Source organism: Flavobacteriales bacterium, assembly GCA_030584065.1.
Taxonomy (GTDB): domain Bacteria; phylum Bacteroidota; class Bacteroidia; order Flavobacteriales_F; family PHOS-HE28; genus PHOS-HE28.
Genome location: CP129489.1, coordinates 2,326,243 through 2,346,751, shown reverse-complemented (window position 1 = coordinate 2,346,751; position 20,509 = coordinate 2,326,243). Strand labels below are relative to the sequence as shown.

General features: G+C 62.9%; 22 protein-coding genes. 10 read left to right on the top strand and 12 right to left on the bottom strand.

Annotated features, from left to right (window positions below):
* The first annotated feature begins 22 nt into the window (after positions 1 to 22).
* The gene (locus QY325_09920; protein ID WKZ65079.1) at positions 23 to 523 is read left to right on the top strand and encodes a RusA family crossover junction endodeoxyribonuclease; all 501 of its coding nucleotides are present in this window, start codon (positions 23 to 25) and stop codon (positions 521 to 523) included.
* A 719-nt stretch (positions 524 to 1,242) separates the two neighbouring features.
* The gene (locus QY325_09915; GenBank protein WKZ65078.1) at positions 1,243 to 1,584 is read left to right on the top strand and encodes a n-acetylglutamate synthase; all 342 of its coding nucleotides are present in this window, start codon (positions 1,243 to 1,245) and stop codon (positions 1,582 to 1,584) included.
* 32 nt (positions 1,585 to 1,616) lie between these two features.
* On the opposite strand, the gene QY325_09910 is transcribed toward QY325_09915, so the two are convergent.
* The 4 genes from QY325_09910 to QY325_09895 form a co-directional block, all read right to left on the bottom strand.
* On the bottom strand, positions 1,617 to 1,910 hold the full coding sequence (locus QY325_09910; GenBank protein ID WKZ65077.1) for a type II toxin-antitoxin system RelE/ParE family toxin: 294 nt from the start codon (positions 1,908 to 1,910) through the stop codon (positions 1,617 to 1,619).
* The gene (locus tag QY325_09905; GenBank protein WKZ65076.1) at positions 1,895 to 2,131 is read right to left on the bottom strand and encodes a hypothetical protein; all 237 of its coding nucleotides are present in this window, start codon (positions 2,129 to 2,131) and stop codon (positions 1,895 to 1,897) included. Before QY325_09905 ends, QY325_09910 begins: the two co-directional genes overlap by 16 nt.
* A 521-nt stretch (positions 2,132 to 2,652) precedes the next feature.
* On the bottom strand, positions 2,653 to 2,952 hold the full coding sequence (locus QY325_09900) for a type II toxin-antitoxin system RelE/ParE family toxin (GenBank protein ID WKZ65075.1): 300 nt from the start codon (positions 2,950 to 2,952) through the stop codon (positions 2,653 to 2,655).
* Positions 2,949 to 3,176 (bottom strand): hypothetical protein, encoded by a 228-nt coding sequence (locus tag QY325_09895; GenBank protein ID WKZ65074.1) that lies wholly within the window; start codon positions 3,174 to 3,176, stop codon positions 2,949 to 2,951. The genes QY325_09900 and QY325_09895 overlap by 4 nt, the downstream gene beginning before the upstream one ends.
* A gap of 385 nt (positions 3,177 to 3,561) precedes the next feature.
* Here QY325_09895 and QY325_09890 point away from each other — a divergent pair, with 385 nt between their 5' ends.
* Entirely contained in the window at positions 3,562 to 4,308 is a 747-nt protein-coding gene (locus tag QY325_09890; protein WKZ65073.1) for a hypothetical protein, read from the top strand.
* A gap of 192 nt (positions 4,309 to 4,500) precedes the next feature.
* Here QY325_09890 and QY325_09885 read toward each other — a convergent pair whose 3' ends face one another.
* The 5 genes from QY325_09885 to QY325_09865 form a co-directional block, all read right to left on the bottom strand.
* Positions 4,501 to 4,851 carry a DUF5615 family PIN-like protein gene (locus QY325_09885; GenBank protein ID WKZ67974.1) on the bottom strand — a complete coding sequence of 117 codons (351 nt, stop codon included), beginning with the start codon at positions 4,849 to 4,851 and terminating at the stop codon, positions 4,501 to 4,503.
* Entirely contained in the window at positions 4,851 to 5,087 is a 237-nt protein-coding gene (locus QY325_09880; GenBank protein WKZ65072.1) for a DUF433 domain-containing protein, read from the bottom strand. Before QY325_09880 ends, QY325_09885 begins: the two co-directional genes overlap by 1 nt.
* Positions 5,088 to 5,324: 237 nt before the next feature.
* The gene (locus QY325_09875) at positions 5,325 to 6,467 is read right to left on the bottom strand and encodes a T9SS type A sorting domain-containing protein (GenBank protein WKZ65071.1); all 1,143 of its coding nucleotides are present in this window, start codon (positions 6,465 to 6,467) and stop codon (positions 5,325 to 5,327) included.
* A gap of 314 nt (positions 6,468 to 6,781) precedes the next feature.
* Positions 6,782 to 9,202 (bottom strand): VCBS repeat-containing protein, encoded by a 2,421-nt coding sequence (locus QY325_09870; protein WKZ65070.1) that lies wholly within the window; start codon positions 9,200 to 9,202, stop codon positions 6,782 to 6,784.
* Positions 9,203 to 9,563: 361 nt separating this feature from the next.
* A complete protein-coding gene (locus QY325_09865; protein ID WKZ65069.1) occupies positions 9,564 to 10,202 on the bottom strand; it encodes a hemerythrin domain-containing protein in 639 nt (212 codons plus the stop codon).
* Between the two features lie 155 nt (positions 10,203 to 10,357).
* Here QY325_09865 and QY325_09860 point away from each other — a divergent pair, with 155 nt between their 5' ends.
* On the top strand, positions 10,358 to 10,999 hold the full coding sequence (locus tag QY325_09860) for a suppressor of fused domain protein (protein ID WKZ65068.1): 642 nt from the start codon (positions 10,358 to 10,360) through the stop codon (positions 10,997 to 10,999).
* A gap of 243 nt (positions 11,000 to 11,242) precedes the next feature.
* On the opposite strand, the gene QY325_09855 is transcribed toward QY325_09860, so the two are convergent.
* A complete protein-coding gene (locus QY325_09855; protein WKZ65067.1) occupies positions 11,243 to 11,845 on the bottom strand; it encodes a hypothetical protein in 603 nt (200 codons plus the stop codon).
* A 242-nt stretch (positions 11,846 to 12,087) separates the two neighbouring features.
* Between QY325_09855 and QY325_09850 the strand changes: the two genes are divergently transcribed.
* A complete protein-coding gene (locus QY325_09850; protein ID WKZ65066.1) occupies positions 12,088 to 12,624 on the top strand; it encodes a dihydrofolate reductase family protein in 537 nt (178 codons plus the stop codon).
* Between the two features lie 98 nt (positions 12,625 to 12,722).
* Here the strand turns inward: QY325_09850 and QY325_09845 are convergent, their stop codons facing one another.
* Entirely contained in the window at positions 12,723 to 13,130 is a 408-nt protein-coding gene (locus QY325_09845) for an agenet domain-containing protein (GenBank protein WKZ65065.1), read from the bottom strand.
* A gap of 90 nt (positions 13,131 to 13,220) precedes the next feature.
* Between QY325_09845 and QY325_09840 the strand changes: the two genes are divergently transcribed.
* The gene (locus tag QY325_09840; protein ID WKZ65064.1) at positions 13,221 to 13,682 is read left to right on the top strand and encodes a response regulator transcription factor; all 462 of its coding nucleotides are present in this window, start codon (positions 13,221 to 13,223) and stop codon (positions 13,680 to 13,682) included.
* A gap of 113 nt (positions 13,683 to 13,795) precedes the next feature.
* A complete protein-coding gene (locus tag QY325_09835) occupies positions 13,796 to 14,311 on the top strand; it encodes a DUF4199 domain-containing protein (GenBank protein ID WKZ65063.1) in 516 nt (171 codons plus the stop codon).
* Between the two features lie 33 nt (positions 14,312 to 14,344).
* On the opposite strand, the gene QY325_09830 is transcribed toward QY325_09835, so the two are convergent.
* Entirely contained in the window at positions 14,345 to 14,764 is a 420-nt protein-coding gene (locus QY325_09830; GenBank protein ID WKZ65062.1) for a hypothetical protein, read from the bottom strand.
* A 338-nt stretch (positions 14,765 to 15,102) separates the two neighbouring features.
* Between QY325_09830 and katG the strand changes: the two genes are divergently transcribed.
* The 3 genes from katG to QY325_09815 all read left to right on the top strand — a co-directional run bounded on the left by katG (position 15,103) and on the right by QY325_09815 (position 20,508).
* Entirely contained in the window at positions 15,103 to 17,316 is a 2,214-nt protein-coding gene (katG, locus tag QY325_09825; GenBank protein WKZ65061.1) for a catalase/peroxidase HPI, read from the top strand.
* 107 nt (positions 17,317 to 17,423) lie between these two features.
* A complete protein-coding gene (locus tag QY325_09820) occupies positions 17,424 to 19,883 on the top strand; it encodes a hypothetical protein (GenBank protein ID WKZ65060.1) in 2,460 nt (819 codons plus the stop codon).
* Positions 19,884 to 19,950: 67 nt separating this feature from the next.
* Entirely contained in the window at positions 19,951 to 20,508 is a 558-nt protein-coding gene (locus QY325_09815; protein ID WKZ65059.1) for a TIGR00730 family Rossman fold protein, read from the top strand.
* Position 20,509: the final 1 nt, after the last annotated feature.

The window sequence follows — 20,509 nt, the reverse complement described above, 5'->3', positions numbered from 1 at the left end:
GCCTACGCGTAATTTCGGAGGCATGCCGAAGAAGAAGAAGGTCGCGCGACAACCCAAGGCTATGAAACCGAGAATGCTCGACTTTCTACGAGAAGGGCAGATTTCGTCTATACCTCCAGAGGTGATAGCGGAAGAGGATCGGCTGGATAAGCCGGCGACCTTCTACACAGTGGGTTGGGAGAAGTTCTTTATAGCGATACTGGAAACTCCTTTGCCAACCGGTCAGATGCGAAATCGAAAGGAGCGTTATCGACCTTTCGTTGAGGCATTGCGCAAGCAAGTCGAGTTCCTCGGTCGCGATCCTGACATGCCGTACAAGGAAAGACTTGATGTCCTCATATCAATCAACGGCCCACAGGAGTACGTTCAACGCGTTGATTTAGACAACATGGTAAAGACTCTGCTTGACTGCGTGAAAGGCATTCTCTTCGTGGATGACAAGCAGGTTTTCCACATTGAAGCTTCCAAGCACGTTAAGGAACCTCCGGGGATTCTGTTTGGCGTTCGGAGGCAGGAGTGTTGATCATAAGGCGATTCAGAGTGTCATACCCAACTCTATTTTCGATTTAAACCTTGAAATATTGTGTAGAGATTATACCCTCCTGCAAATCCAATTATAAGTCCTATTAGAGCAATTATACCTCCCCAGATTGAGTTCATGCTGATGCCAAGTGTAAATAGATAAATCCCAAGTAAAAGGGCGCCCAACTGAAGTAGTAGGGCACCTATTCCTGCAAGGATGTCTGCCCATGGGACGACAATCAGAAGGAACAACACCCCAATAAGTACAACAATGGTTAAGATGCTAGTCATGACAAAAATGGCTTTAGTAGTCGGAGTTTTACTTCAACCCATTGATACATCACACTAACCTGCTCAGCGCCTCCGCCGCTATGGCTCGGCCCTGCGGCAAGTTATGCCACCGCAGGGTGTCCCCGCATCTCCAGGCCACCATCAGTAATTAGCCCGACCCACCGCAGGGTACGCATCAGAGAGTAGCCTCTACACCGCTGCAGGGTGTCCAAGAAGCCTCCGCAGCGGTCTCCCCCATTTGGCCGTAGCGTGCGCGCAACTGAGCGTAGCCTGTGGCTACGCTCGACAAGAACAGGAGCACGGTAGCCTTTGGCTACCTAATCCGGTCCGGGACTGTCTCCTACACTTGAACGGTCGCCCTGCGCCTCGCACCCCTTCGTGCAGATCTATCGCTGTGATACCGGACCTTCACATGCGAACCCCAACCCCATGATCAACTACCAGGACCGCCGCTTCGTGCCCGTGAGCAACAGCGCCAATGGAGAGGTCTCGCCCGACGTGGTGTTCCACTACCAGCAGACGGGCCGTATCGTGACGTGCAGCTATTCCGGTGGCCGCATTGTCAGCGGGCACTTGATCGCCATGATGGATACCGAGGGCCGCCTGGACATGCGCTATCACCAGGTGAGCGACCGCAGCGTCCTGATGACGGGCGTGTGCCGGTCAACGCCGGAGCTTCTCCCCGATGGGCGCATCCGCCTGCACGAGGAATGGCGCTGGACCAGTGGGGATGGATCGAGCGGGAGCTCGGTGTTGGAGGAGGTGCGGTGAGGGAGCGGTGCGGAGGGGCTCGGAGCCGCTATTCAGAACGGCCTGGCCTTCGGGTCGCGTTTGCCGTGCCACACAGAGAGCACGTGTACCACCTGTGCATTGAAGGAATAGAAGAGCATGTGGTCGCCGACGCTCTTCATCCGGACGTCAGGGTCCGTGGTGGTGCGCCCGATCTTGGGATGCGCTGCGACCAGTCTGAGCGAGGCGCGGAACAGTGCGTCGAGTTTCTCGCTGTAGCGCGTGGAGCCGTTGCGGTCGGCCCAGTACTTCAGGATCTCCAGCCGTTCGCGTTGGGCGTTGGCTGACCAGACTATTTGCCGAGCCATTCGTCCACGGCCTTGTTGGCTTCACGCTCGGTGAGCGTGCGTCCTGCCTTCACATCCTTTTTGCCGCGGTTCACGGAAGCCTGCTGCTCCTTGGTGAGCTTGTACGGCTCCAGGTCGGCGGCATCGGTACCCAGCAGCCTGAACGCTTCGCGCAGCAGGGCCGGGTTGCGCGACCGTTGGATGCGGCTGATGAGGCGTTTCTTCAGTTCGACGTCGGACATGATCGTGGCTCTTGTTGTGCTAAGATACGGTCAGCTAGCGGGAAGGATGTCCACCCGGACCTTCGCTGGCAGTGAGTTCTGCTTTAAGCGGGCGCTTTGCGGCTGGCATCGGTTCGTGCGCTCCATCTCGGTGCTGTCGGACCTTCACACGCCCGCCCACACCCCATGATCAACTACCACGCCGGCGCTATCCCCGTGAGCAACAGTGCCAATGGCGGGGTCTCGCCCGAAGTGGTGTTCCACTAGGCAGACCGGCCGCATCGTCACCTGCAGCTATACCGGTGGCCGCATCGTCAGTTGGCAGTTGATCGCCTTGATGGATGCCGAGGGCTGCTTGGACACACGCTCCCACCCGATGAACGACCGCGGCGAGGGGATGACCGGTGTGTGCCGGTCAACGCCGGAGCTGCTCCCCGATGGGCGCATCGGCCTGCACGAGGCATGGTGCTGGACCAGTGGGGATGGGGCGAGCGGGAGGTTGGTGTTGGAGGTGCGGGCGAACCAGCCGCGTGAAGCCGTGATCACCACACCATCTTCTCCGGTTCCTGCCGCGCGTCGAAGATGTCCGACACGAAGATCAGGTCGCCGATGATGCGGTAGATGATCTTGTAGTTGCCACTGACCTTACGCCGATGGCCCAAGCCGAGGTGATCCAAGAGCGGTTCGTACTGCCCACCTCGCGGGTGGTCCACCAGCCAGTCGATGTCGTCCACGATCTTCTTGGTGATCCGATCAGCCACGCGCTCGCTGGCTTCGGTGGCGTAGTAGTCCCAGATGTCGTCGAGCCGCGCTGCTGCGTACTCGGAAACCTTGAGCCTCACTTCTTCTTGCGTGAAGCGAGACGGGCTCGAACTTGAGCGGTGCTCAACACCCTTCCTGCTGCAAGGTCCTCCTCAGCCTTCAGCGCCCGTGAGGTGAGCTTGGCCTTCAGCAGGGCATTCTTCGAACCCCCACTCAGTATGTCCTTCAATACCTCCAGCAAGGACGCGTTCTTCTCTTTCGCGATGAGCTCGGAGAGTTCGGTGCGGAGCGAAAGGGTGCTCATGGTGAGGATGTGAAGTCAAAGATAAGCGCGACCTGGCGCACGGGCACATGCGTGGGCGAGCGGGCCACTTGTGACCTGATGGATGCCTTGGCTAGATCATCGTCACGGCTGTTCGCCAGTCTCGCTCCTACGCCAAGGCTACGGCGGAGGAACTGCACTGGCCCCCCCTGAAGCCTTAAACCACCGCGGGGTGTCCAGCCAAACCACCACCGGGTCTGTCCGCTGTCCCGGCCTTGCCCCGGAGTCGCATCCGGGGCGGGGTTGAGCGGACGCCTCCCGCTGAGGCGGGACAGGCACTCCGGCTCGCAGCCGTAAGCGCATCATATGCAAGAGGGGAACCCCACCTGTGCGTATCCGTACAAGCGGCGGACAAAGCCCGGATGCCATGATCGTACGTTCGATGACGCCCAAGGAAGTCGCCGATGACGCACGTAAGGACCTGCGCGCCTTGGTGAACAAGTTGAAGCCGATCGGCAAGCGCCTGGAGCGTGAGCTTCGGATCGCGCCCAAGGGGATCGATCGCCTGGAGCAGGCCATCAAATGGCGTTCACCGCGCGGTAATGAGTGGATCCTGGTCTTGATCCGTACCAAACGCAGCACCGACATAGCTGGCCTGGTCCGTTATCACGGTCGGGATTCCCGGCTGCGTGCTGTGCGGGTGGATCTGCTCGGCAGCGACGCGGATATCTACTTCAGCGCGCACTTCTTCGAGCGTTACCTCAAACGTTTCAACAGAAGCAAGGATCCGATCCAACGCCTGTTCGATTTCTTCTCCGTGAACCACACGCCTGCCATGCAAGGCGTGAAGCAGCTTGCCGACGGCACCACGGAGATCTTCGGGTCCATGTTCCACGGCAATGCGACCGGCATTTGGGACCAAGCCAAGCGGTTGACCTCATTCACCACCTTCCTGGACCAAGGGCTCCTCGGTGAGGACCAACGAGCGCTGGAAGAGTCGTTGGATATGAAGCGCTATTTCGATCACTTCTCTGCCGGGCAGCGGCACCGCATGCTGCTGGATGTGGAGGCCGAGATCCGCCGACAAGGGCGGCAACGGCCGGAGTTGGCACAGAAGGACCAACAGGTGTTGGAGTTGATCCGACAATGGACCGGTCTATCGGCAGGGAGATAGGGAGGGCCGATCGGCGCGGTCATGATCCGTGTCTTCGCTCAGTTACGCAGTGCTTGGGGCCACCGCAGGGTGTCGTCCCGAACCTCCGGCGGGTCTGTCCGCTGCGTAGAGTGGACGACTCCCGCTGAGGCGGGACAGGCACTGCGGCCCGGAGCCGCTCTCACCACACCATCTTCGCCGGTAACTCCGGGGTCAATAGATCCGCTGCCGAATGCCCTCCTCTTCGATCACGGTGAAGCGTCCTTCGAGTTGGGTGCCTGCAACGAGTGATTCCTGAATCAGCCTGGCAGCCGCTTGAGGGTTTTTGCCCCGGTATCGGAGGAAGGGCACAGCAGGTGGTGAGTCGATGCCGCCTTTGAAGATCAGCTCCCCGTAGTCCTTGTCGAAGGTGAGGATGATGCGTTGCTCCTCCTGGGCCATGCTGATGACCTCATGGTCCGCAATGCTCGGGGCGTCCGTACGGATGCTCTTCACATCATGACCTGCATCACGCAGGGCGTGAATGCTCGGGTCCGGGAAATTCTCGTTGGCCAGGAAGCGCATCACGCGGTGCGGCGCAAAGGCAGGTACATGGCTTGGTGCATGCCATCACGCAGATACGCGAACACGGCCTTGAGGTCATCCGCGGTGATGTTCGGGTAGCTTTCCAGCACCTGGGCTTCCGTCCAGCCCTCCGCCATCAACTCCAGGATAAGCTCCACGGAGATGCGCGTGCCTTTAATCACCGGCTTGCCCAGCAGGATGTCCTTGTCGGAAACGATGCGCGTGCGCCATTCCATGTCTTCAAAGGTAACCTCTTGCGGGATGCTCGGCAAACCTCCGCCGGGTCTGTCCACTGCTTTGTGCGGACGACTCCCGCTGAGGCGGGACAGGCACTGCGGCCCGAAGTCTTGATCAATCGTTCAATGCCGCCACGAACGCATCGGGCGTCATCTGGATGTCGTTCAGGATCTTCTCAGGGTTAGCGGTTCTCCGAATACAGAGGACCCTGGGCAGGTTCGGAGGAAGAACAGATCTCACTCCCGCACCACCCGCGCGGTGCGCAGGCCCTCCTCCATGAAGGCCCGCACCACGTATACGCCGGTCTCCAGCGATCCGAGGTCGATCAGGTCATCGGCTGGGCGTCCGGTGCGAAGGACCACACGCCCATTCACGTCCAGCACCTCCACCGCATCAATCTGTTCCGACGGGTCCCTGTATAGGCGCAGCGGTCCGTTGGTGGGATTCGGTGATGCGGTGAGCGGGGTATGCGTATGCGTGACCTCCGCAAGAGCGGTGGGCAGCTCGAATCCGGATACCCGGACCACGCGGTTGCTGCCGCCGAAGGTGGAGAAGAGGAAGTCCCCGGTGAGCGGGTCGATGAAAGCGCCTTCCGCGCCGGTCAGTCCGGTGACCACGTCGCGGGCGGTGGTCGGGACCGGCAATCCGTTGGCATCCACCTCGAACGCCACGATCTTCCCGAGGCCATATGCGGAGACCACCATGGAAGGGACGGGGAATGCGGCGGAGCCGATGGGCACGTAAGCGATCCCTTCCGGACCGGAAGCGACACCGGATACGGAGACCTCTGCAACGGTATTGAGGAAGTTGTAGAGCCCCCCTGTGGCCACCGTGTAGGGCAGGGTGTAGAGCGCCCACTGGTTGTACGAGGCGAGGATGAGATTGCCCGCGCCGGGATATCCATTGGGCACGAAGGCATGGCTGCCCACGGATGAGCCAACGCCGAGCGGTGTGAGCGGGATGCTCAGGGTGGTGTTATCGGGCAGCAGCTGCCCGATCTCGTTCATGCTGTACCGCGTGTAGAGCATGGTGCCGCTGGGGTCGAAGCTGAGCCCCCCGTCGATGTTGGGGGCTGGAGCATGCAGGATGGCCGGCCCGGCGAATCCGGTGATCTGCTGTGTGCCGGCATCGCGGATCAAGGGCACTTTGTACACCGCTGCGGTGGGGGCATTGGCAGCGCCTCCGATATAGAGCGTATCGGGCGTTGCCGGCCTGATGGTGAGGCCACCATACGGCGTGGGCAGATCCGTGATCGTGCCCAGGTCGGCTATCGCATAGCCTGCGTTCACGAATTCCGACGTGAGGGTCTGGGCAGGTGTGACCGCCGGGTTATGGAGCCCCAGGAGAATGGTTATCGCAGCGAGTGCAAGGTGGCGCATAGGTTGAAGGTTTCTGGCCTCGAAGCAAGAATGGCCCTGCTGACCGGCAATACCCACGTTCGTGGAGGTCGGGGGCGTCCTGTAAGCACTGGTCCCCCGGTGGCCATGGCCAACCGGAGGGATCGGTCGGTGCAGGTGAACTGCTCTTAGACCATCGCGGGGTGTCCTACCGAACCTCCTCCATCTGGCCGTAGCCTGTTCCGCCGCAGGGTGTCCCACTAACCTCCGCCGGGTCTGTCGTGCTGTCCCGGCCGTGAGCCGGGATTGACCGCACGCGCTACCGCTTGCAGCCCTATGGATCGCTTAGGCGCGCTCTAGTGGATGACCATGCGGATGCTGCCCAACGACCGGCCTGCTTCGCGGATATCCAGAAGGTAAACGCCGCTGCACAAGCCGGCGCGGTCCACGGTCATCGTGCCATCGCCTCCTCCTGGCATGCTGCGCAGGATGCGGCCATGGACATCCACGATCTCCAGGCGCTGCGCAGCGGTGAGCGGCGCGGAGAGAACGAGCTGGGCATGGTCCAGGAAGGGATTCGGCGCAAGCGACATGCTGGTCCGGGCCACCTCCTCCAAGCCGGTGGTGATGCCCAGGTTCTCTCGCCAGGCCAGCATGAGCGGATTGCCCTGAGCGTCCTCCCAGCAATGGACGATGTCGATGTCACCATCCAGGTCCATGTCGGCGAAGCACGCCTCTTCGGCATAGTCGATGATCCCTTCCATGCTGATCAGGAACTGAGGAGCGCCGAAATTCCCGGAGCCGTCATTCAGTGCGACCGATCCCCCTCCATTCCAGTCGAGCACGACCACATCCGGGTCCCCATCGCTATCCACGTCCGCGATGCGCGGCCAGCCGGCAAGCAAGCCGCTAAGACCGATCTGTTGCGCGGCAGCGAAGGTGGCGGGGCCGGTCCGCTCCCACCAGTACGCATCGGGGCCGAGGCCGGAGCAGAAGATGTCCAGATCGCCGTCCATGTCGATGTCGGCGGTGTCGACATGATCGTAGAAGAAGCCGATCGTGACGCGCGGCGCGAAATTCAGGCTGCCGTCATTCCGGATCCAGACCAGGTCGCCGTCGTCGTCAGCGAGCACATCCTGGTCGCCATCACCGTCCACATCCATCAGCGGGCCGAACCTGGCCCCGAACTGCAGGGGGCTGATGTTGGGCAGCTGCGTGAACGTGTTGTCCCCGTTGTTGCGCAGGCGCCGGATGGCCCCCAAGCTGGTGTACAGGATGTCCACATCACCATCACCGTCAAGGTCGTTGCACTTCAGCCGGGAGTTGTAATCGAACTGGGGGCTGAAATACGAGTAGGTCTTCACGAACTGGAAGCCACCCTGATTGATGTATAGGTGCAGCGAGTCCGCGAGGACGATGAGGTCCAGGTCCCCGTCCTCGTCCATGTCGATCAGGTCGATATCCGCCTGCAACGTTGTATCGGTGCGCGCAAGGATGTAGGGCAGGCTGAATTGCTCTGCCTGGTTGCTGGCATAGGCCACGACCATGCCTTCGTAGTCATAGGTGCGCACCACGTCGGGGTAGGCATCACCGTTCAGGTCGGCGATGCGCACGAACTCGAAGGGCCGCGGGGTGTAGTCACCCAGGAATTGATGGAACACGAGGGAGCCGTCACCTGGCAGGTGGTATTGGCGCACCCGGCTGTAACCGATATCGGCCGCGAAGAGCTCGGGAAGGCCATCGCCATTGATGTCCGCAGCGCAGATCGCGCCATGGTACGTGTTCAGGATGGACCGGCTCAGGGGCTGCGCAGGGCTGAACACACCTGCGCCTTGGTTCAACGATGCCTGGATGTCCTCCTGCGTCAGCGCCACCAGGTCACGCAGGCCATCATCATTGAGGTCAAGGAACAGGATGTCGATCGTCATATCGGAGAACGCAGCGACGAGCACGGGCGGCTGGAAGGTGCCATCCCCGAGGCTCCGCCGCCACTCGATCTGCCCATTGCACAGTTGTCTCAGCACTAGATCCTCGTTCCCGTCATCATCGACATCCGCTGCGACAACATGGTTCCCGCCAACGGCACCACAGCCAATGAGCGGCAGGGTGCTGGTAAGACTGAACGTGCCGTTCCCATTGTTCCTGAACACCCTTGCCTCGATGCCCGTGTATTCGGTCGCGGTGATGTCCTGGTCGCCGTCGCCATCCAGGTCGAAGAGCGTCAGATCGGAATCGTACTGCACCGTGCCCAGAGCCGCAGCCGTGCCGAACTGCCCGGCACCGAGGTTCTCCATTCGGACAAGATTCCCTGGTGGCATGATCATGATGGCATCCTGGTCGCCGTCACCATCGTAGTCGTCAAAGGCGATCATGTGATGGTTCGGCCCCGTACCGGGAAACGGTTCTGGGGGACTGAATCCATTCCCCCCGAGGTTCCTGCACCAAGCGATGTCCTCGTGCTCGATCACGATGTCGGCGAGCCCATCGTCATCCACGTCCACAACGTGCAGCGCCTCGCACCAGATGTACACGGACCGATCAAGGACAACGACGGGTTGGAAAGCGCCTTGCCCATCCGTGTTCTCGAACAGGACCAGTCCGGCCATCCCTCCAGCAACGAGCTCCAGATCGCCATCGTTGTCGGTATCTCCCACCGCCATGACACCTGCATCGAGCACGAACTCGGTGGTGACCGGTCGGGGCCCTGAGAATTGGCCGGAGCAGAGCATGGGCGCACAAAGGCTGGCGCCCAGGAAAAAGTGGATGTCTCGTGTCATCGGGTCTGCGAAAGGTTCGGCGCTTGGTAAAGTTAGTCTTGACCATGTGACGTTCCCGGTGCGTCAGGAGAATCAGAACTCCCCCCGCTCCCCCGGATCTGTGATCCGTAGTCCCCCTTTTGGCGCATTTGCCGCCCGCTCGCGCTAGCGTTCCTGTCGCTGACGCGGATCTGCGATTCGTGCCACGCTTACTTGATCGACCTGCCTCCCGCTAACACGGATGCTCTTGATCGCTAGACCACAGCACGGTGTCCACCTCAATATCCGCCCTCTTGGACCACCACAGGGTGTCCTCCCCAACCTCCGCCGGGTCTGTCGTGCTTTCGGCGGGGAGCCATTTCAGGTCGTGTCAACGCCTGCCTCAGCCCGCCACCGCTTCCAGCTCGCCAGCCTCCATCACCGGCCGCACGGCATCCATCGCCGCGTTCCAGGCCTCGGGCGGTGCGTTCTTCAGTTGCGCGAAGAGCGCGCGGTTCTCCGCCCGTGACTGTGCCGGCACGATGCACTTCAGCGAGGTGAGCAGCACGGGGAACTCCACCTGCTGCACGATGCGTTCGCTATTGGCGATGAGCTCGGCCTCGGAGAAGTGCTTCAGGAGGAGTTCCTCCGTCACCACCTCCTCGTGGTGGATATGACCGAGGTAGCGCCCTCGGAACGCGGTGAAGGCGAGGTAGAACGCGTGGCCCTCGAGGGCCGTCTGCGTGCCGTCCAAGCGGGCGAGCCGGTCGGCCACGTCCTGTTGGATCACCTCCAGCTCCTCGTGGTCGCGCAGGTCGTGCTGCGCGGCACCGGGCACACGCTTCTCCAGCAGGGCGAGCAGGTGGTCGTTCTCGGTGTGCAGGTGGTGGGTGAGGAGCATGAACATCTCATCGCCCAAGGCCTTGAGGCGTTGCACGTCCGCCGCGCTGCCGTAGTCGGTGCGGCCGGCGAGCAGGGAGAACTGTCCGAGGATGTTGCGTAGCCCCTTGTGGGAGGCGGCGTAGGAGCGGTGCATGGCCATGGGGTGAAGGTAGGGGGGCGGCAGTTGCGACCATGGAGGGTGCGGCACAGTGCCTCCGCCGGAGCTGTCCGCTTACGTGTTGCCTTTCCGCGTTCGATCGAACCACGCTCCATCCTGACCGCTCCGGGTACATTCGTTCCTCGTTATTGCCGCTCATGACCCTGGAGGAATACCGAGCCACCTACACACCGGACGATGCGGTCGGTTGGCAGTGCATCGATGCGCGCCTGGCCACCGTGTACGGCGAGCGGAAGCCCCGGCACTACGCCGCACCGCTGCATTTCATCGCGGGTGGCCCCGATCCGCTGGACGGCACCAGCTACTACGACCATCCGGGCGTTCCCGGACACATCCATGTGGTGAGCTACGGCCTCAGCGCCCTCTACTACGATGAGGCCGCAGTGGGAGGCCTTTACAGCGGTCTCGGCATCGAGCTCACCTTCCGCGTGTACCCGGTGCCGGGCGATAAGGGGGATCCCACCTGGGTAACGGGCCTGATGAACAACCTGGCGCGCTACCTGCATGGCAGCGGGCGCTGGTTCGAGCCCAACGAGTTCATCCCGGCCAAGGGCCCCATCCGCCTGGGTATGGACACGGACATCACCGGCCTGGCGATCGCCGAGGATCCCGAGCTGGGCACCATCGCGACACCGCATGGCGAGCTGCGCTTCCTGCAGTTGGTGGGGCTCACCACCACGGAGGTGGAGCATCTGCAGCAGGAACCCTCCGTGGGTGCCGTGGAGGACCTGCTGAACAGGAAGCGTGCGGTGGATCCCCTGCTGGTGACGCGGCTGTGATCGCGTGCAGCGAGCCCACAACAGGGCTTCTTCCGTGCGCCAGGACCGTGCCCTGCGCTTGTGCTTACTAGTCCCATTGAAGAGTGATAGGCGTTGCATACGTTGTGAGGGCCTCATCGATCGGCTTATCGTCAAGCAGGTGTTGGTGCTCTTCGGCCCGTTTGGGAAGGATATTCCCTTGTGGCTGGTGGCGAGCCGCAGCTTCCCGGGCGGGTTGGTGCGATGCGAATACGCGCTAGCGACTCACTGACCGTGACCCAGTGGCACGTAGCGGTCCCAGGCATCCTGCTCGATCAGGGTGCGGCGCTCCATCAGGTCCTGTAAGGCTGGCGCAGCGCCGGCTGCGGCGGCAAGCGCGGCATCGTTGGCCGCCAGCGCCTCCGTCTTCCGCCCTTCGCGCGAAAGGAGGAAGCTGTACTTGTCCCACGTTCCAGGATCCGTGTCGCGCTCCAAGCTGAAGCGCAGGTTGGTGAAGTGGAAGCGCGTGGCGGTCGGGACGGCCATCACGAGCATCACCGCGATGAATGCGCCGGCAAGGGGGCGCAGCGCGTTGGTCAGAGGGCGGTGGCGGAAGGCCATGAAGACCGCCACGACCGTGATTGCCACCGCGAGGACAAGCGTGGCCGTGCGGAAGGGGAAGAGCTTGAGCAGCGCCACCAGGTGCAGCAGCCAGGTCCAGAAAGCGAGCCGGCACCAGGCTTCGGACTTCCGATCGCTGCGCAGGCCGGATAGGCTTGTGCCGATGCCGATGGCGGCCACTGCAAGAAGAAGGACGGTGTGGTAGGGGAGGTGCAGCAGTTTCAGCACCAGCGCGGCGATGAACACGAGGGTGAGGATGGCATGCATGGAATGAAGCTAAGGATCCTGCGGTCACTGTGTCTGGTCGCCACCGGGTCTCCACTCAAGCCACCGCGGAGGTCTGTCGCGCTCCCGGCGCCACATGGTTGTTGATCAGTCCCGCTGCAAAGGTCCGGCCGCTTGCTGGACCATTGATCGTTGAACCGTTGCGTGCAATGCGACAGGTTGTTGCGGATGCGGGCCGAAGCGATCACCAAGGCCGGCTGTTGTTCGATTCCTACCTTGCCTACATGTCCACCACCTGTTCCGTGTTCTGCGGCGTCAGCCTCGATGGTTTCATCGCACGCCCCGATGGCAAGCTTGATTTCCTGGAGGGCGACGGCACGGCTGCGATGGGCGACCACGGCTACCAGGCTTTCATAGCCGGTATCGACGCCATCGTGATGGGGCGCAACACCTTCGAAGTCGTGATGGGCTTCGAGCAATGGCCCTACACGAAGAAGGTCATCGTGCTCAGCACCCGGCCGGTCGACCTCGCCGCCGCGCGCTCCCGGGGCGCTGATGCGGAGGTGATGAGCGCATCGCCGCAGGAACTGGTCGCCGCGCTCGCGCCCAAAGGCCTGCACCGCCTTTACATCGATGGTGGCCTCACCATCCAACGCTTCCTGCGCGCGGGCTTGATCGACCGCCTGATCATCACCCGGCTGCCGGTGCTCATCGGCCAAGGCATCCCGCTGTTCGGCGCATTGGAGACCGACATCCGCTGGAAGCTCGTCGAAAGCCGCACCTATCCCGGCGGCCTGGTGCAGAGCGAATACCGGCGATGAAGCCCGTCTGGATGGGCCTCGCTCAGCCCTGGCTGCGGCACTCGCTGTTCGCGCGCGGCTTCATGCAGTGAAGCTCCCTGCGGTCAGGTGCGGACCGGTCAGAGCTTCCGGATGATGAGGTCCCCGGTGTACCACATGGTATCCATCCCGTCCACCTTCAACTCGTACTTGCCTTCCGTGGCGTTCACGCCCACCACGGTGGCATTCGCCGTGTTGAATCCGAACTGGATCTCCACGCGGTCACCGACGTTGTACTTGGGCTCGGGAGCTGGTGGCGGCGCGGCGGGTTCCGCTGGCCTCATGCCGCGCAGCCGCTCCTTGCCCACCCATTCATTCCAGGACTCATCCCAGCCATCGTAGGTGACGAAGTACTTCTCCGCCTCCACTTTCAGGACCGTGCCAGGGTACCATGTGCCTTGGTAGTCGATCTCCACGGGATCGTTGACGCTTTGCGCGTTGAGGCTGGTGGCGAGGAGTGCCAACAAGGGCAGGAGCAGTACGCGCATGGCGACGGGCGGTATGGTTCGGCCGATGCAAAGTAGCACCGGCGATGGAATCCAGCGCACAGGTGGAACGTGCTACCGAGATTTGCGGCGATGGCTCGCGCGATGCAGGGGATTCCATGCGGTTTCTGGTGGACCGTGGTGCCTTACGGTGCGGCCTTGGCTGCGCTGGTGCTCCTCCTGAGGGTCATGGAGTACAAGTTCTGGATGCGCGATCTGCCCGTGGAAGGTTACGTGGGCGCGGTGGCGGTGGTCTTCGCGGCCCTCGGCGCTTGGGCGGGGGCGAAGCTGCCGGAGGGTAGACGGAAGGAAGCGCCCCGCGCAGCGCAGCCCCTGCCGCATGAGGAGGCGGTCCGCGCACGGGGCATCAGCGGCCGTGAGCTGGATGTGCTCCAGCTGATGGCGCAAGGCCGCTCCAACCAGGAGATCGCGGACAAGCTCTTCATCTCGCTGCCCACGGTGAAGTCGCATGCATCCAGCCTGTTCCGGAAGCTGGCCGTGCGGCGGCGCACCGAGGCGGTGCATGAAGCAAGAACGCTGGGCCTCATACCTTGATCGCGCTCGTACTTTGGTATGGATCTTCGCTGCAGGACGCCTGATTCCGACCGAAGGATGATGCGATGGCCGCATGATCGCCGTTGGTTCGCATCCTCGAAACCCGCATGCACATGAAACGCATCGTCCTCATCTACGGCACCATCGCCGGCATCATCGTCTCGGCCATGATGTGGCTGACCCTTGGCGACGGCCAGCACGACTGGGAGAATGGCGAGCTGATCGGCTACACCACCATGGTCATTGCCCTCTCCACCATCTACTTCGGGGTGCGGGCCTGCCGCGACCGGCACTTGGGCGGGGCCATCAGCTTCGGCAGGGCCTTCCTGCTGGGCATGGCGATCACCGCTGTCGCTTCCACCCTGTACGTGGCATCCTGGCTGGTGCTCAGCGCCGGCATGGAGCAGGATTTCATGGAGAGCTACATCGCGCATACGAAGGCTGAGCTGGAGCAGGGCGGCGCACCGGAGGCGGAGGTGCAGGCCAAGGTGGCGGAGATGCGGTCCTTCGGAGAGCTCTACAAGAACCCGGTGGTGAAGGTCGCCTTCACCTACCTGGAGATCCTTCCGGTGGGGCTGCTCATCAGCTTGATCTGCGCGGCCCTGTTGAAGCGGAAGCCAAGCGCCTGAGCCGCCTGAAGGGAGCGGCGGCGGATCGCGGGCTCAGCTCCCAGTGGGCGTGATCTGGGCCAGCTGCCGGTCGAGCCAGTGGCGTGCGGCCTGCTCGTCGTCCGTGACCAGCGTGCGGTGCAGCTGCGGGTAATAGGAGAGGTAAAGCTTGGTGAGCAGCTCGATCATGCTGGCCTTGGCCACCACTGCGGAAGCCAGGAGCTGGCTGCGTGCGCGGTCGCCATGCCCCTGGTCCCGTTCCATGGAATCCATGCTGTAGTCCACGTCCTCCGGTATGATGGTGAGCGTGGCATAGGGCCGGTCGCCCATCACCTCGCGGCGCTTCGCCTGTACCGCCGCCACGGCATCCGCATTGAATACGATGCCTCCGTGGTAGTGGATCTCCAGCAGGTCGGGTCGCGCCACGATAAGCGTGGCGATGCCGGCATCATGCGCACGGGGCTCTGGTGTCATGAGGGGGGCTTCGAAGGGGCTGGTTCCGAAGATACTGTCTGCCGCCCAAGGAAGGCCACCGGTCCATCGGCGTGCTTGAGTGGGCGGCGGATGCGTCAGGCGCTCCGGTGCAGGAGCATGCCGTGGCCGATGGGGGCGCCAGACTGATGGACCTCATGGCCTAGGCGCCGTATGGGTCCTTCCTTCAACCCCGGTGCCGTGTGCAATGTTGGCGAAAGGCTCCCATATCGACTGAATCGATGCCGTAATTGTCCGCATAAATAGAAGTGATCGTTACTTCGCGCTCCTCCCCAAGAAACACCCCCATACCCATGGCAAACGAAACGAAACCTGAAACCATGAGCTCCAACGGCAATGGAGCTGCGAAATGCCCGGTGATGCACGGCGCGATGCGCCATCCGGTGGCCGGCCGCGGCATGCGGAACCGCGATTGGTGGCCTGAGCAGCTCAACCTCGCTATCCTGCACCAGCACCAAGCGGTGTCCAACCCCATGGACCCCGACTTCAACTACCGCGAGGCCTTCTCCAAGCTCGACCTGAAGGCCGTGAAGGCCGACCTGGCGAAGCTGATGACCGACTCCCAGGAGTGGTGGCCGGCCGACTGGGGGCACTACGGCGGCCTCATGATCCGCATGGCCTGGCACGCGGCGGGCACCTACCGCACGGCCGATGGCCGCGGAGGCGCCGGCAACGGCAACCAGCGTTTCGCCCCGCTGAACAGCTGGCCCGACAACGGCAACCTGGACAAGGCACGCCGCCTGCTGTGGCCCATCAAGCAGAAGTACGGCAACAGCCTCAGCTGGGCCGACCTCTTCGTACTGGCCGGCAACGTCGCCATGGAGAGCATGGGCTTCAAGACCTTCGGCTTCGGCGGCGGAAGGGAGGACATCTATGCTCCGGAGGAGGATGTGTATTGGGGCTCGGAGAGCGAGTGGCTCGCCACTAGCGACAAGCCCAACAGCCGGTATAGCGGCGATCGCGATCTGGAAGCGCCGCTCGCCGCGGTGCAGATGGGCCTCATCTACGTGAACCCGCAAGGCCCTGACGGCAACCCCGACCCGGTGGCCAGCGGCAAGGACGTGCGCGAGACCTTCAAGCGTATGGCCATGAACGACGAGGAGACCGTTGCGCTCACTGCTGGCGGTCACACCTTCGGCAAGATGCACGGCGCCGGTCCCGAGTCGCACGTGGGTCCCGCCCCCGAAGGCGCTCCCATCGAGGAGCAGGGCTTCGGCTGGAAGAACAGCTTCGGCAGCGGCAAGGGCAAGGACACCATCACCAGCGGCCTGGAGGGCGCGTGGAAGCCGAACCCCACCAAGTGGGACAACGGCTACTTCGACATGCTCTTCGGCTACGAATGGGAACTGGTGAAGAGCCCCGCCGGCGGCTGGCAGTGGCTGGCCAAGGATGTGAAGCCCGAGCACATGATCCCCGATGCACACGACCCCAACGTGAAGCACCGCCCCGCGATGACCACGGCCGACCTCTCGCTGCGCTTCGACCCGATCTATGAGCCCATCGCGCGCCGCTTCCACAAGGACCCGCAAGCCTTCGCCGATGCCTTCGCCCGCGCCTGGTTCAAGCTCACGCACCGCGACATGGGCCCCAAGAGCCTCTACCTCGGACCCGAAGTGCCGAAGGAGGACCTCATCTGGCAGGACCCCATCCCCGCCGGCACCAAGCTGGCTGACGCTGATGTGGCCGCATTGAAGAGCAGCATCCTTGCCAGCGGCCTCAGCGTGAGCGAGCTCGTCGCCACCGCCTGGGCCAGCGCCAGCACCTTCCGCGGCAGCGACAAGCGCGGCGGTGCCAACGGTGCGCGCGTGCGCCTCGCGCCCCAGAAGTTCTGGGCGGTGAACGATCCCGCGCAGCTCGGCAAAGTGCTCGGCACGCTGGAGAAGATCCAGGCCGAGTTCAAGGCCGGCGGCAAGCAGGTGTCCATCGCCGACCTGATCGTGCTCGGTGGTTGCGCCGCCGTGGAGAAGGCCGCCAAGGATGCGGGCTTCAGCATCACCGTACCCTTCAACAGCGGCCGCGGTGATGCCAGCCAGGATCAGACCGATGTGGAGAGCTTCGCTGTGATGGAGCCCCAGGCCGATGGCTTCCGCAACTACCAGAAGAAGACCTACAGCGTACCCGCCGAGGAGATGCTCGTGGACCGCGCCCAGCTGCTCACCCTGAGCGCGCCGGAGATGACGGTGCTCGTGGGCGGCTTGCGCGTGCTGGGCGCCAACACCGGCGGCAGCAAGCATGGCGTGTTCACCGATCGCGTGGGCCAGCTCACCAACGACTTCTTCGTGAACCTGCTCGACATGCGCCACGCCTGGGCCCCGAAGGCCGGTGAGGAAGGCATCTACGGCAGCCACGACCGCAAGACCGGCGAGCGCAAGTGGACCGGCACGCGCGTCGACCTCGTGTTCGGCAGCAACTCGCAACTGCGCGCCATCGCCGAAGTGTACGCCCAGAACGACAGCAAGGAGAAGTTCGTGAAGGACTTCGTGAAGGCCTGGGTGAAGGTGATGGAGCTGGACCGCTTCGATCTGAAGAAGTAAGCGTTAACGAGAGCTACAAGCGAGGAAGGCGGCCCGGATGGGCCGCCTTCCTCGCGTTGTTCCAGCGCTTGGCCTCGCACATCTTTGATACTGTCATAGATCCTACCATGCGCAAACCGCTGCTCACGCTCGTCGCCATTCTTGTTGCGCCATTCCACGCTTCGGCCCAGCCCGGCACGCTCGACCTCAGCTTCAATCCTGGAGACTTGGGCTTCAAGCACGGTGATGGATTCAATAGCACGGTGTTCACTGTGGTGGAGCAGCCCGATGGCAAGGTGCTCGTGGGAGGCGAATTCGTCACGTTCGGCGATGTGACCGCGAACCGGCTTATCCGGCTCAATGCGGATGGTACACCCGATACGGGCTTCAACATCGGCACCGGTGCCAGCGGAATAGTGACGAGCATCGCGGTGCTCCAGGATGGGCGGATCCTGGTGGCTGGGGGCTTCCAGTCGATCAATGGCGTGCCGCGCAGGTGTGTGGCCATGCTATTCCCCGACGGCTCCATCGATCCATCCTTCGATCCCGGTGAAGGTCCCAGTGCCAATGTGGAGAAGGCCATTCCGCTGGCGAACGGCAAGGTGCTCATCGGCGGTTGGTTCACCACGGTCTCCGGCTCCAGTGCCGTCCGCTTGGCGCGGCTCAACGCGGACGGGACCTTGGACCCATCCTTCAACGTGGGCACCGGTCCTTCCGATGGCATCTCCGACATGGTGTTGCAGCCCGATGGAAAGCTCTTGGTCAGTGGGTCGTTCCAGACGGTGAACGGGTCCAATGCCCGGGGCGTGGTGCGCCTGCTGGCCTCCGGAGCCGTCGATAACACGTTCAGCACAGGCAGCGGCCCCACGTTCAGCAACGTCGTCACCACCATGGCCTTGCAGCCCGATGGCAAGATCATCATTGGCGGCAGCTTCACTCAGTTCAATGGCGCCAACCGCAGGCGCATCGCGCGCCTCAATGCCACCGGCAGCGTGGACACCTCCTTCCAGCCCGGCACTGGCGCGGAGAATGACGTTATCGCCGTGGCGCTGCAGCCCGATGGCAAAGTGCTGGTGACCGGTGTCTTCACCAGCTTCAACAACCAGCCCTGGCAGCGCTTGGTGCGGCTCCAGGCGAACGGTGTGGTGGACAACACCTTCGTGCCGGTGGATGGGTTGAGCAACACGGGTTTCGCCTTCCACGTGGCCCCGGATGGGCACTTCCTGCTGGGTGGTGATCACATCATGTACAACGGGCACTTTCAACTGCGGATCATCAACGCGTTCGCGAATGGTGCGGTGGATACCTCGTTCATGCCCAACACCGGCTTGAACGGGGTCGCCTATGCCTTGGCCCGGCTGCCCGATGGCCGCATCCTGGTGGGCGGTGAGTTCGCCAAGTACAACGGAGTGACCCGGCGCGGGCTGTGCCGCGTGTGGCCCGATGGCACCATCGATCCGAGCTTCGATACGGGCGAAGGCTTCAACGAAGATGTGCGGGCCGTGGCCATCCAGCCGGACGGCCGCGTTGTGGTGGCCGGGTTCTTCACCCGCTTCAACGGTGTGCCGCGCAACCGCATCGCCCGGCTTATGCCCGATGGCAGCCTGGACGTGAGCTTCGATCCTGGTGCCGGCCTCTCGGACAATGCACACATCCTCTTGTTACAGCCCGATGGAAAGATCCTGGTGGGCGGGTTCTTCCAACAGGTGGCCGGTGTGAACAAGCGCGGTATTGCCCGCTTGAACAGCGATGGCAGCCTGGATGCCACCTTCGCCGGATCGGGTGTGAACGGTGATGTGCAGGCACTGACCTTCGACTACGATGGCCGGCTGCTGGTGGGCGGCAACTTCACCAGCATCAATAGCGTGAACCGCACGGACATCGCGCGCCTTTTGCTCGACGGCACGGTGGACCTGAGCTTCCAAGCGCCGGCTTCCAACTCCACCATCCACGATGTGATCGTTCAGCCGGACAGTACGATCTTGGTCTGCGGCGGTTTCTCTCAAATGGGTGCCACCACCCGCCGGTGCTTGGCCCGGCTCGGCATCAATGGGGCACTCGATACGGGGTTCGACATTTCCAATCCGAACCAGGGGATCATTTATCGGATGGAGCTGCAACCCGATGGTCGGATCATCGCCGGAGGCGATTTCAATAGCGTTGGCGGTAGTCAGCAAACTGCCTTCGTGCGGTTGCTCCCGAATGGAGCGTTCGATGGGAGCTATCAGGTGGGCCTTGCGGCCAACAACGTCATTTTCGCGCTCCTGCTCCAGGAGGATGGCAGCGTGTACATCGCCGGCAGCTTCTACAGGTACGATGGCATTGGCCGCAACAGGGTGGCGCGCGTCAACGGCGACTTCAGCACGTCCATCACCGATCTGGGCGTCGAAGCGCAGCATGCCTGGCCGAACCCCTGCACGGATGTCCTGTACCTGACGCAGCCGTTCCAGGGGGATCTGTACGACAGCCGTGGTGCTTGGCTGCGCACCTACAGCAATACCAGCACGTTGTCCCCTCAGGACTTGAAGCCCGGCGTGTACCTGTTGCGCGGCAGCAACGGTGAAGTCACGCGGTTCATCAAGGAGTGATCCTCACGTGCCGGGAGCCGTGGCCGCATGGCCTGCGGCCGTCGGTGCACCCGGTTACCTTCACCGCATGCTCCACATCGCTGTCTTCTGCGGGGCCAGCACCGGCCATGATGCCGTGTACATGGAATCTGCGCGCACCGTGGGCCGCACCTTGGCCCAGCGCGGCATGGGCATCGTATATGGAGGAGGGCACGTGGGCCTGATGGGAGCGGTGGCCGATGCGGCAATGGAGGCCGGCGGCGAGGTGGTGGGCGTCATTCCCGGCTTCATGGCCGGGCGTGAGCTGGCGCACGACCGCGTGACCGAGCTGATCACCGTGACCGACATGCACGAGCGGAAGATGGTGATGCACCGCCGCAGCCAGGCGGTGATCGCCCTGCCCGGCGGTTTCGGCACCATGGATGAGCTCTTCGAGCTGCTCACGTGGCGGCAGCTGGGCCTGCACGCCAAGCCTATGGGGCTGCTCAACGTGAACGGCTTCTACGATGGGCTCCTGCAGCAGATGCACCGCATGGAGCGGGATGGCTTCCTGCACGGCGCCACCCGGGTCATCGCCGCCAGCGATGTGGATGTGCTGGTGAACGCCTTGCTGGCGAACCTCGTGCGGGTGGGGCCGGACGGCTGAG

Bases quoted from the DNA above. Each gene is read 5' to 3' on its own strand.
- QY325_09845 (WKZ65065.1), bottom strand. From the start codon at position 13,130: ATGCGCGTACTGCTCCTGCCCTTGTTGGCACTCCTCGCCACCAGCCTC.
- QY325_09910 (WKZ65077.1), bottom strand. From the start codon at position 1,910: ATGGCTCGGCAAATAGTCTGGTCAGCCAACGCCCAACGCGAACGGCTG.
- QY325_09815 (WKZ65059.1), top strand. From the start codon at position 19,951: ATGCTCCACATCGCTGTCTTCTGCGGGGCCAGCACCGGCCATGATGCC.
- QY325_09870 (WKZ65070.1), bottom strand. From the start codon at position 9,202: ATGACACGAGACATCCACTTTTTCCTGGGCGCCAGCCTTTGTGCGCCC.
- QY325_09915 (WKZ65078.1), top strand. From the start codon at position 1,243: ATGATCAACTACCAGGACCGCCGCTTCGTGCCCGTGAGCAACAGCGCC.
- QY325_09830 (WKZ65062.1), bottom strand. From the start codon at position 14,764: ATGACACCAGAGCCCCGTGCGCATGATGCCGGCATCGCCACGCTTATC.
- QY325_09850 (WKZ65066.1), top strand. From the start codon at position 12,088: ATGTCCACCACCTGTTCCGTGTTCTGCGGCGTCAGCCTCGATGGTTTC.
- QY325_09840 (WKZ65064.1), top strand. From the start codon at position 13,221: ATGGCTCGCGCGATGCAGGGGATTCCATGCGGTTTCTGGTGGACCGTG.
- QY325_09895 (WKZ65074.1), bottom strand. From the start codon at position 3,176: ATGAGCACCCTTTCGCTCCGCACCGAACTCTCCGAGCTCATCGCGAAA.
- katG (WKZ65061.1), top strand. From the start codon at position 15,103: ATGAGCTCCAACGGCAATGGAGCTGCGAAATGCCCGGTGATGCACGGC.
- QY325_09875 (WKZ65071.1), bottom strand. From the start codon at position 6,467: ATGCGCCACCTTGCACTCGCTGCGATAACCATTCTCCTGGGGCTCCAT.
- QY325_09880 (WKZ65072.1), bottom strand. From the start codon at position 5,087: ATGGAATGGCGCACGCGCATCGTTTCCGACAAGGACATCCTGCTGGGC.
- QY325_09905 (WKZ65076.1), bottom strand. From the start codon at position 2,131: ATGTCCGACGTCGAACTGAAGAAACGCCTCATCAGCCGCATCCAACGG.
- QY325_09860 (WKZ65068.1), top strand. From the start codon at position 10,358: ATGACCCTGGAGGAATACCGAGCCACCTACACACCGGACGATGCGGTC.
- QY325_09885 (WKZ67974.1), bottom strand. From the start codon at position 4,851: ATGCGCTTCCTGGCCAACGAGAATTTCCCGGACCCGAGCATTCACGCC.
- QY325_09820 (WKZ65060.1), top strand. From the start codon at position 17,424: ATGCGCAAACCGCTGCTCACGCTCGTCGCCATTCTTGTTGCGCCATTC.
- QY325_09835 (WKZ65063.1), top strand. From the start codon at position 13,796: ATGAAACGCATCGTCCTCATCTACGGCACCATCGCCGGCATCATCGTC.
- QY325_09890 (WKZ65073.1), top strand. From the start codon at position 3,562: ATGATCGTACGTTCGATGACGCCCAAGGAAGTCGCCGATGACGCACGT.
- QY325_09865 (WKZ65069.1), bottom strand. From the start codon at position 10,202: ATGGCCATGCACCGCTCCTACGCCGCCTCCCACAAGGGGCTACGCAAC.
- QY325_09920 (WKZ65079.1), top strand. From the start codon at position 23: ATGCCGAAGAAGAAGAAGGTCGCGCGACAACCCAAGGCTATGAAACCG.
- QY325_09855 (WKZ65067.1), bottom strand. From the start codon at position 11,845: ATGCATGCCATCCTCACCCTCGTGTTCATCGCCGCGCTGGTGCTGAAA.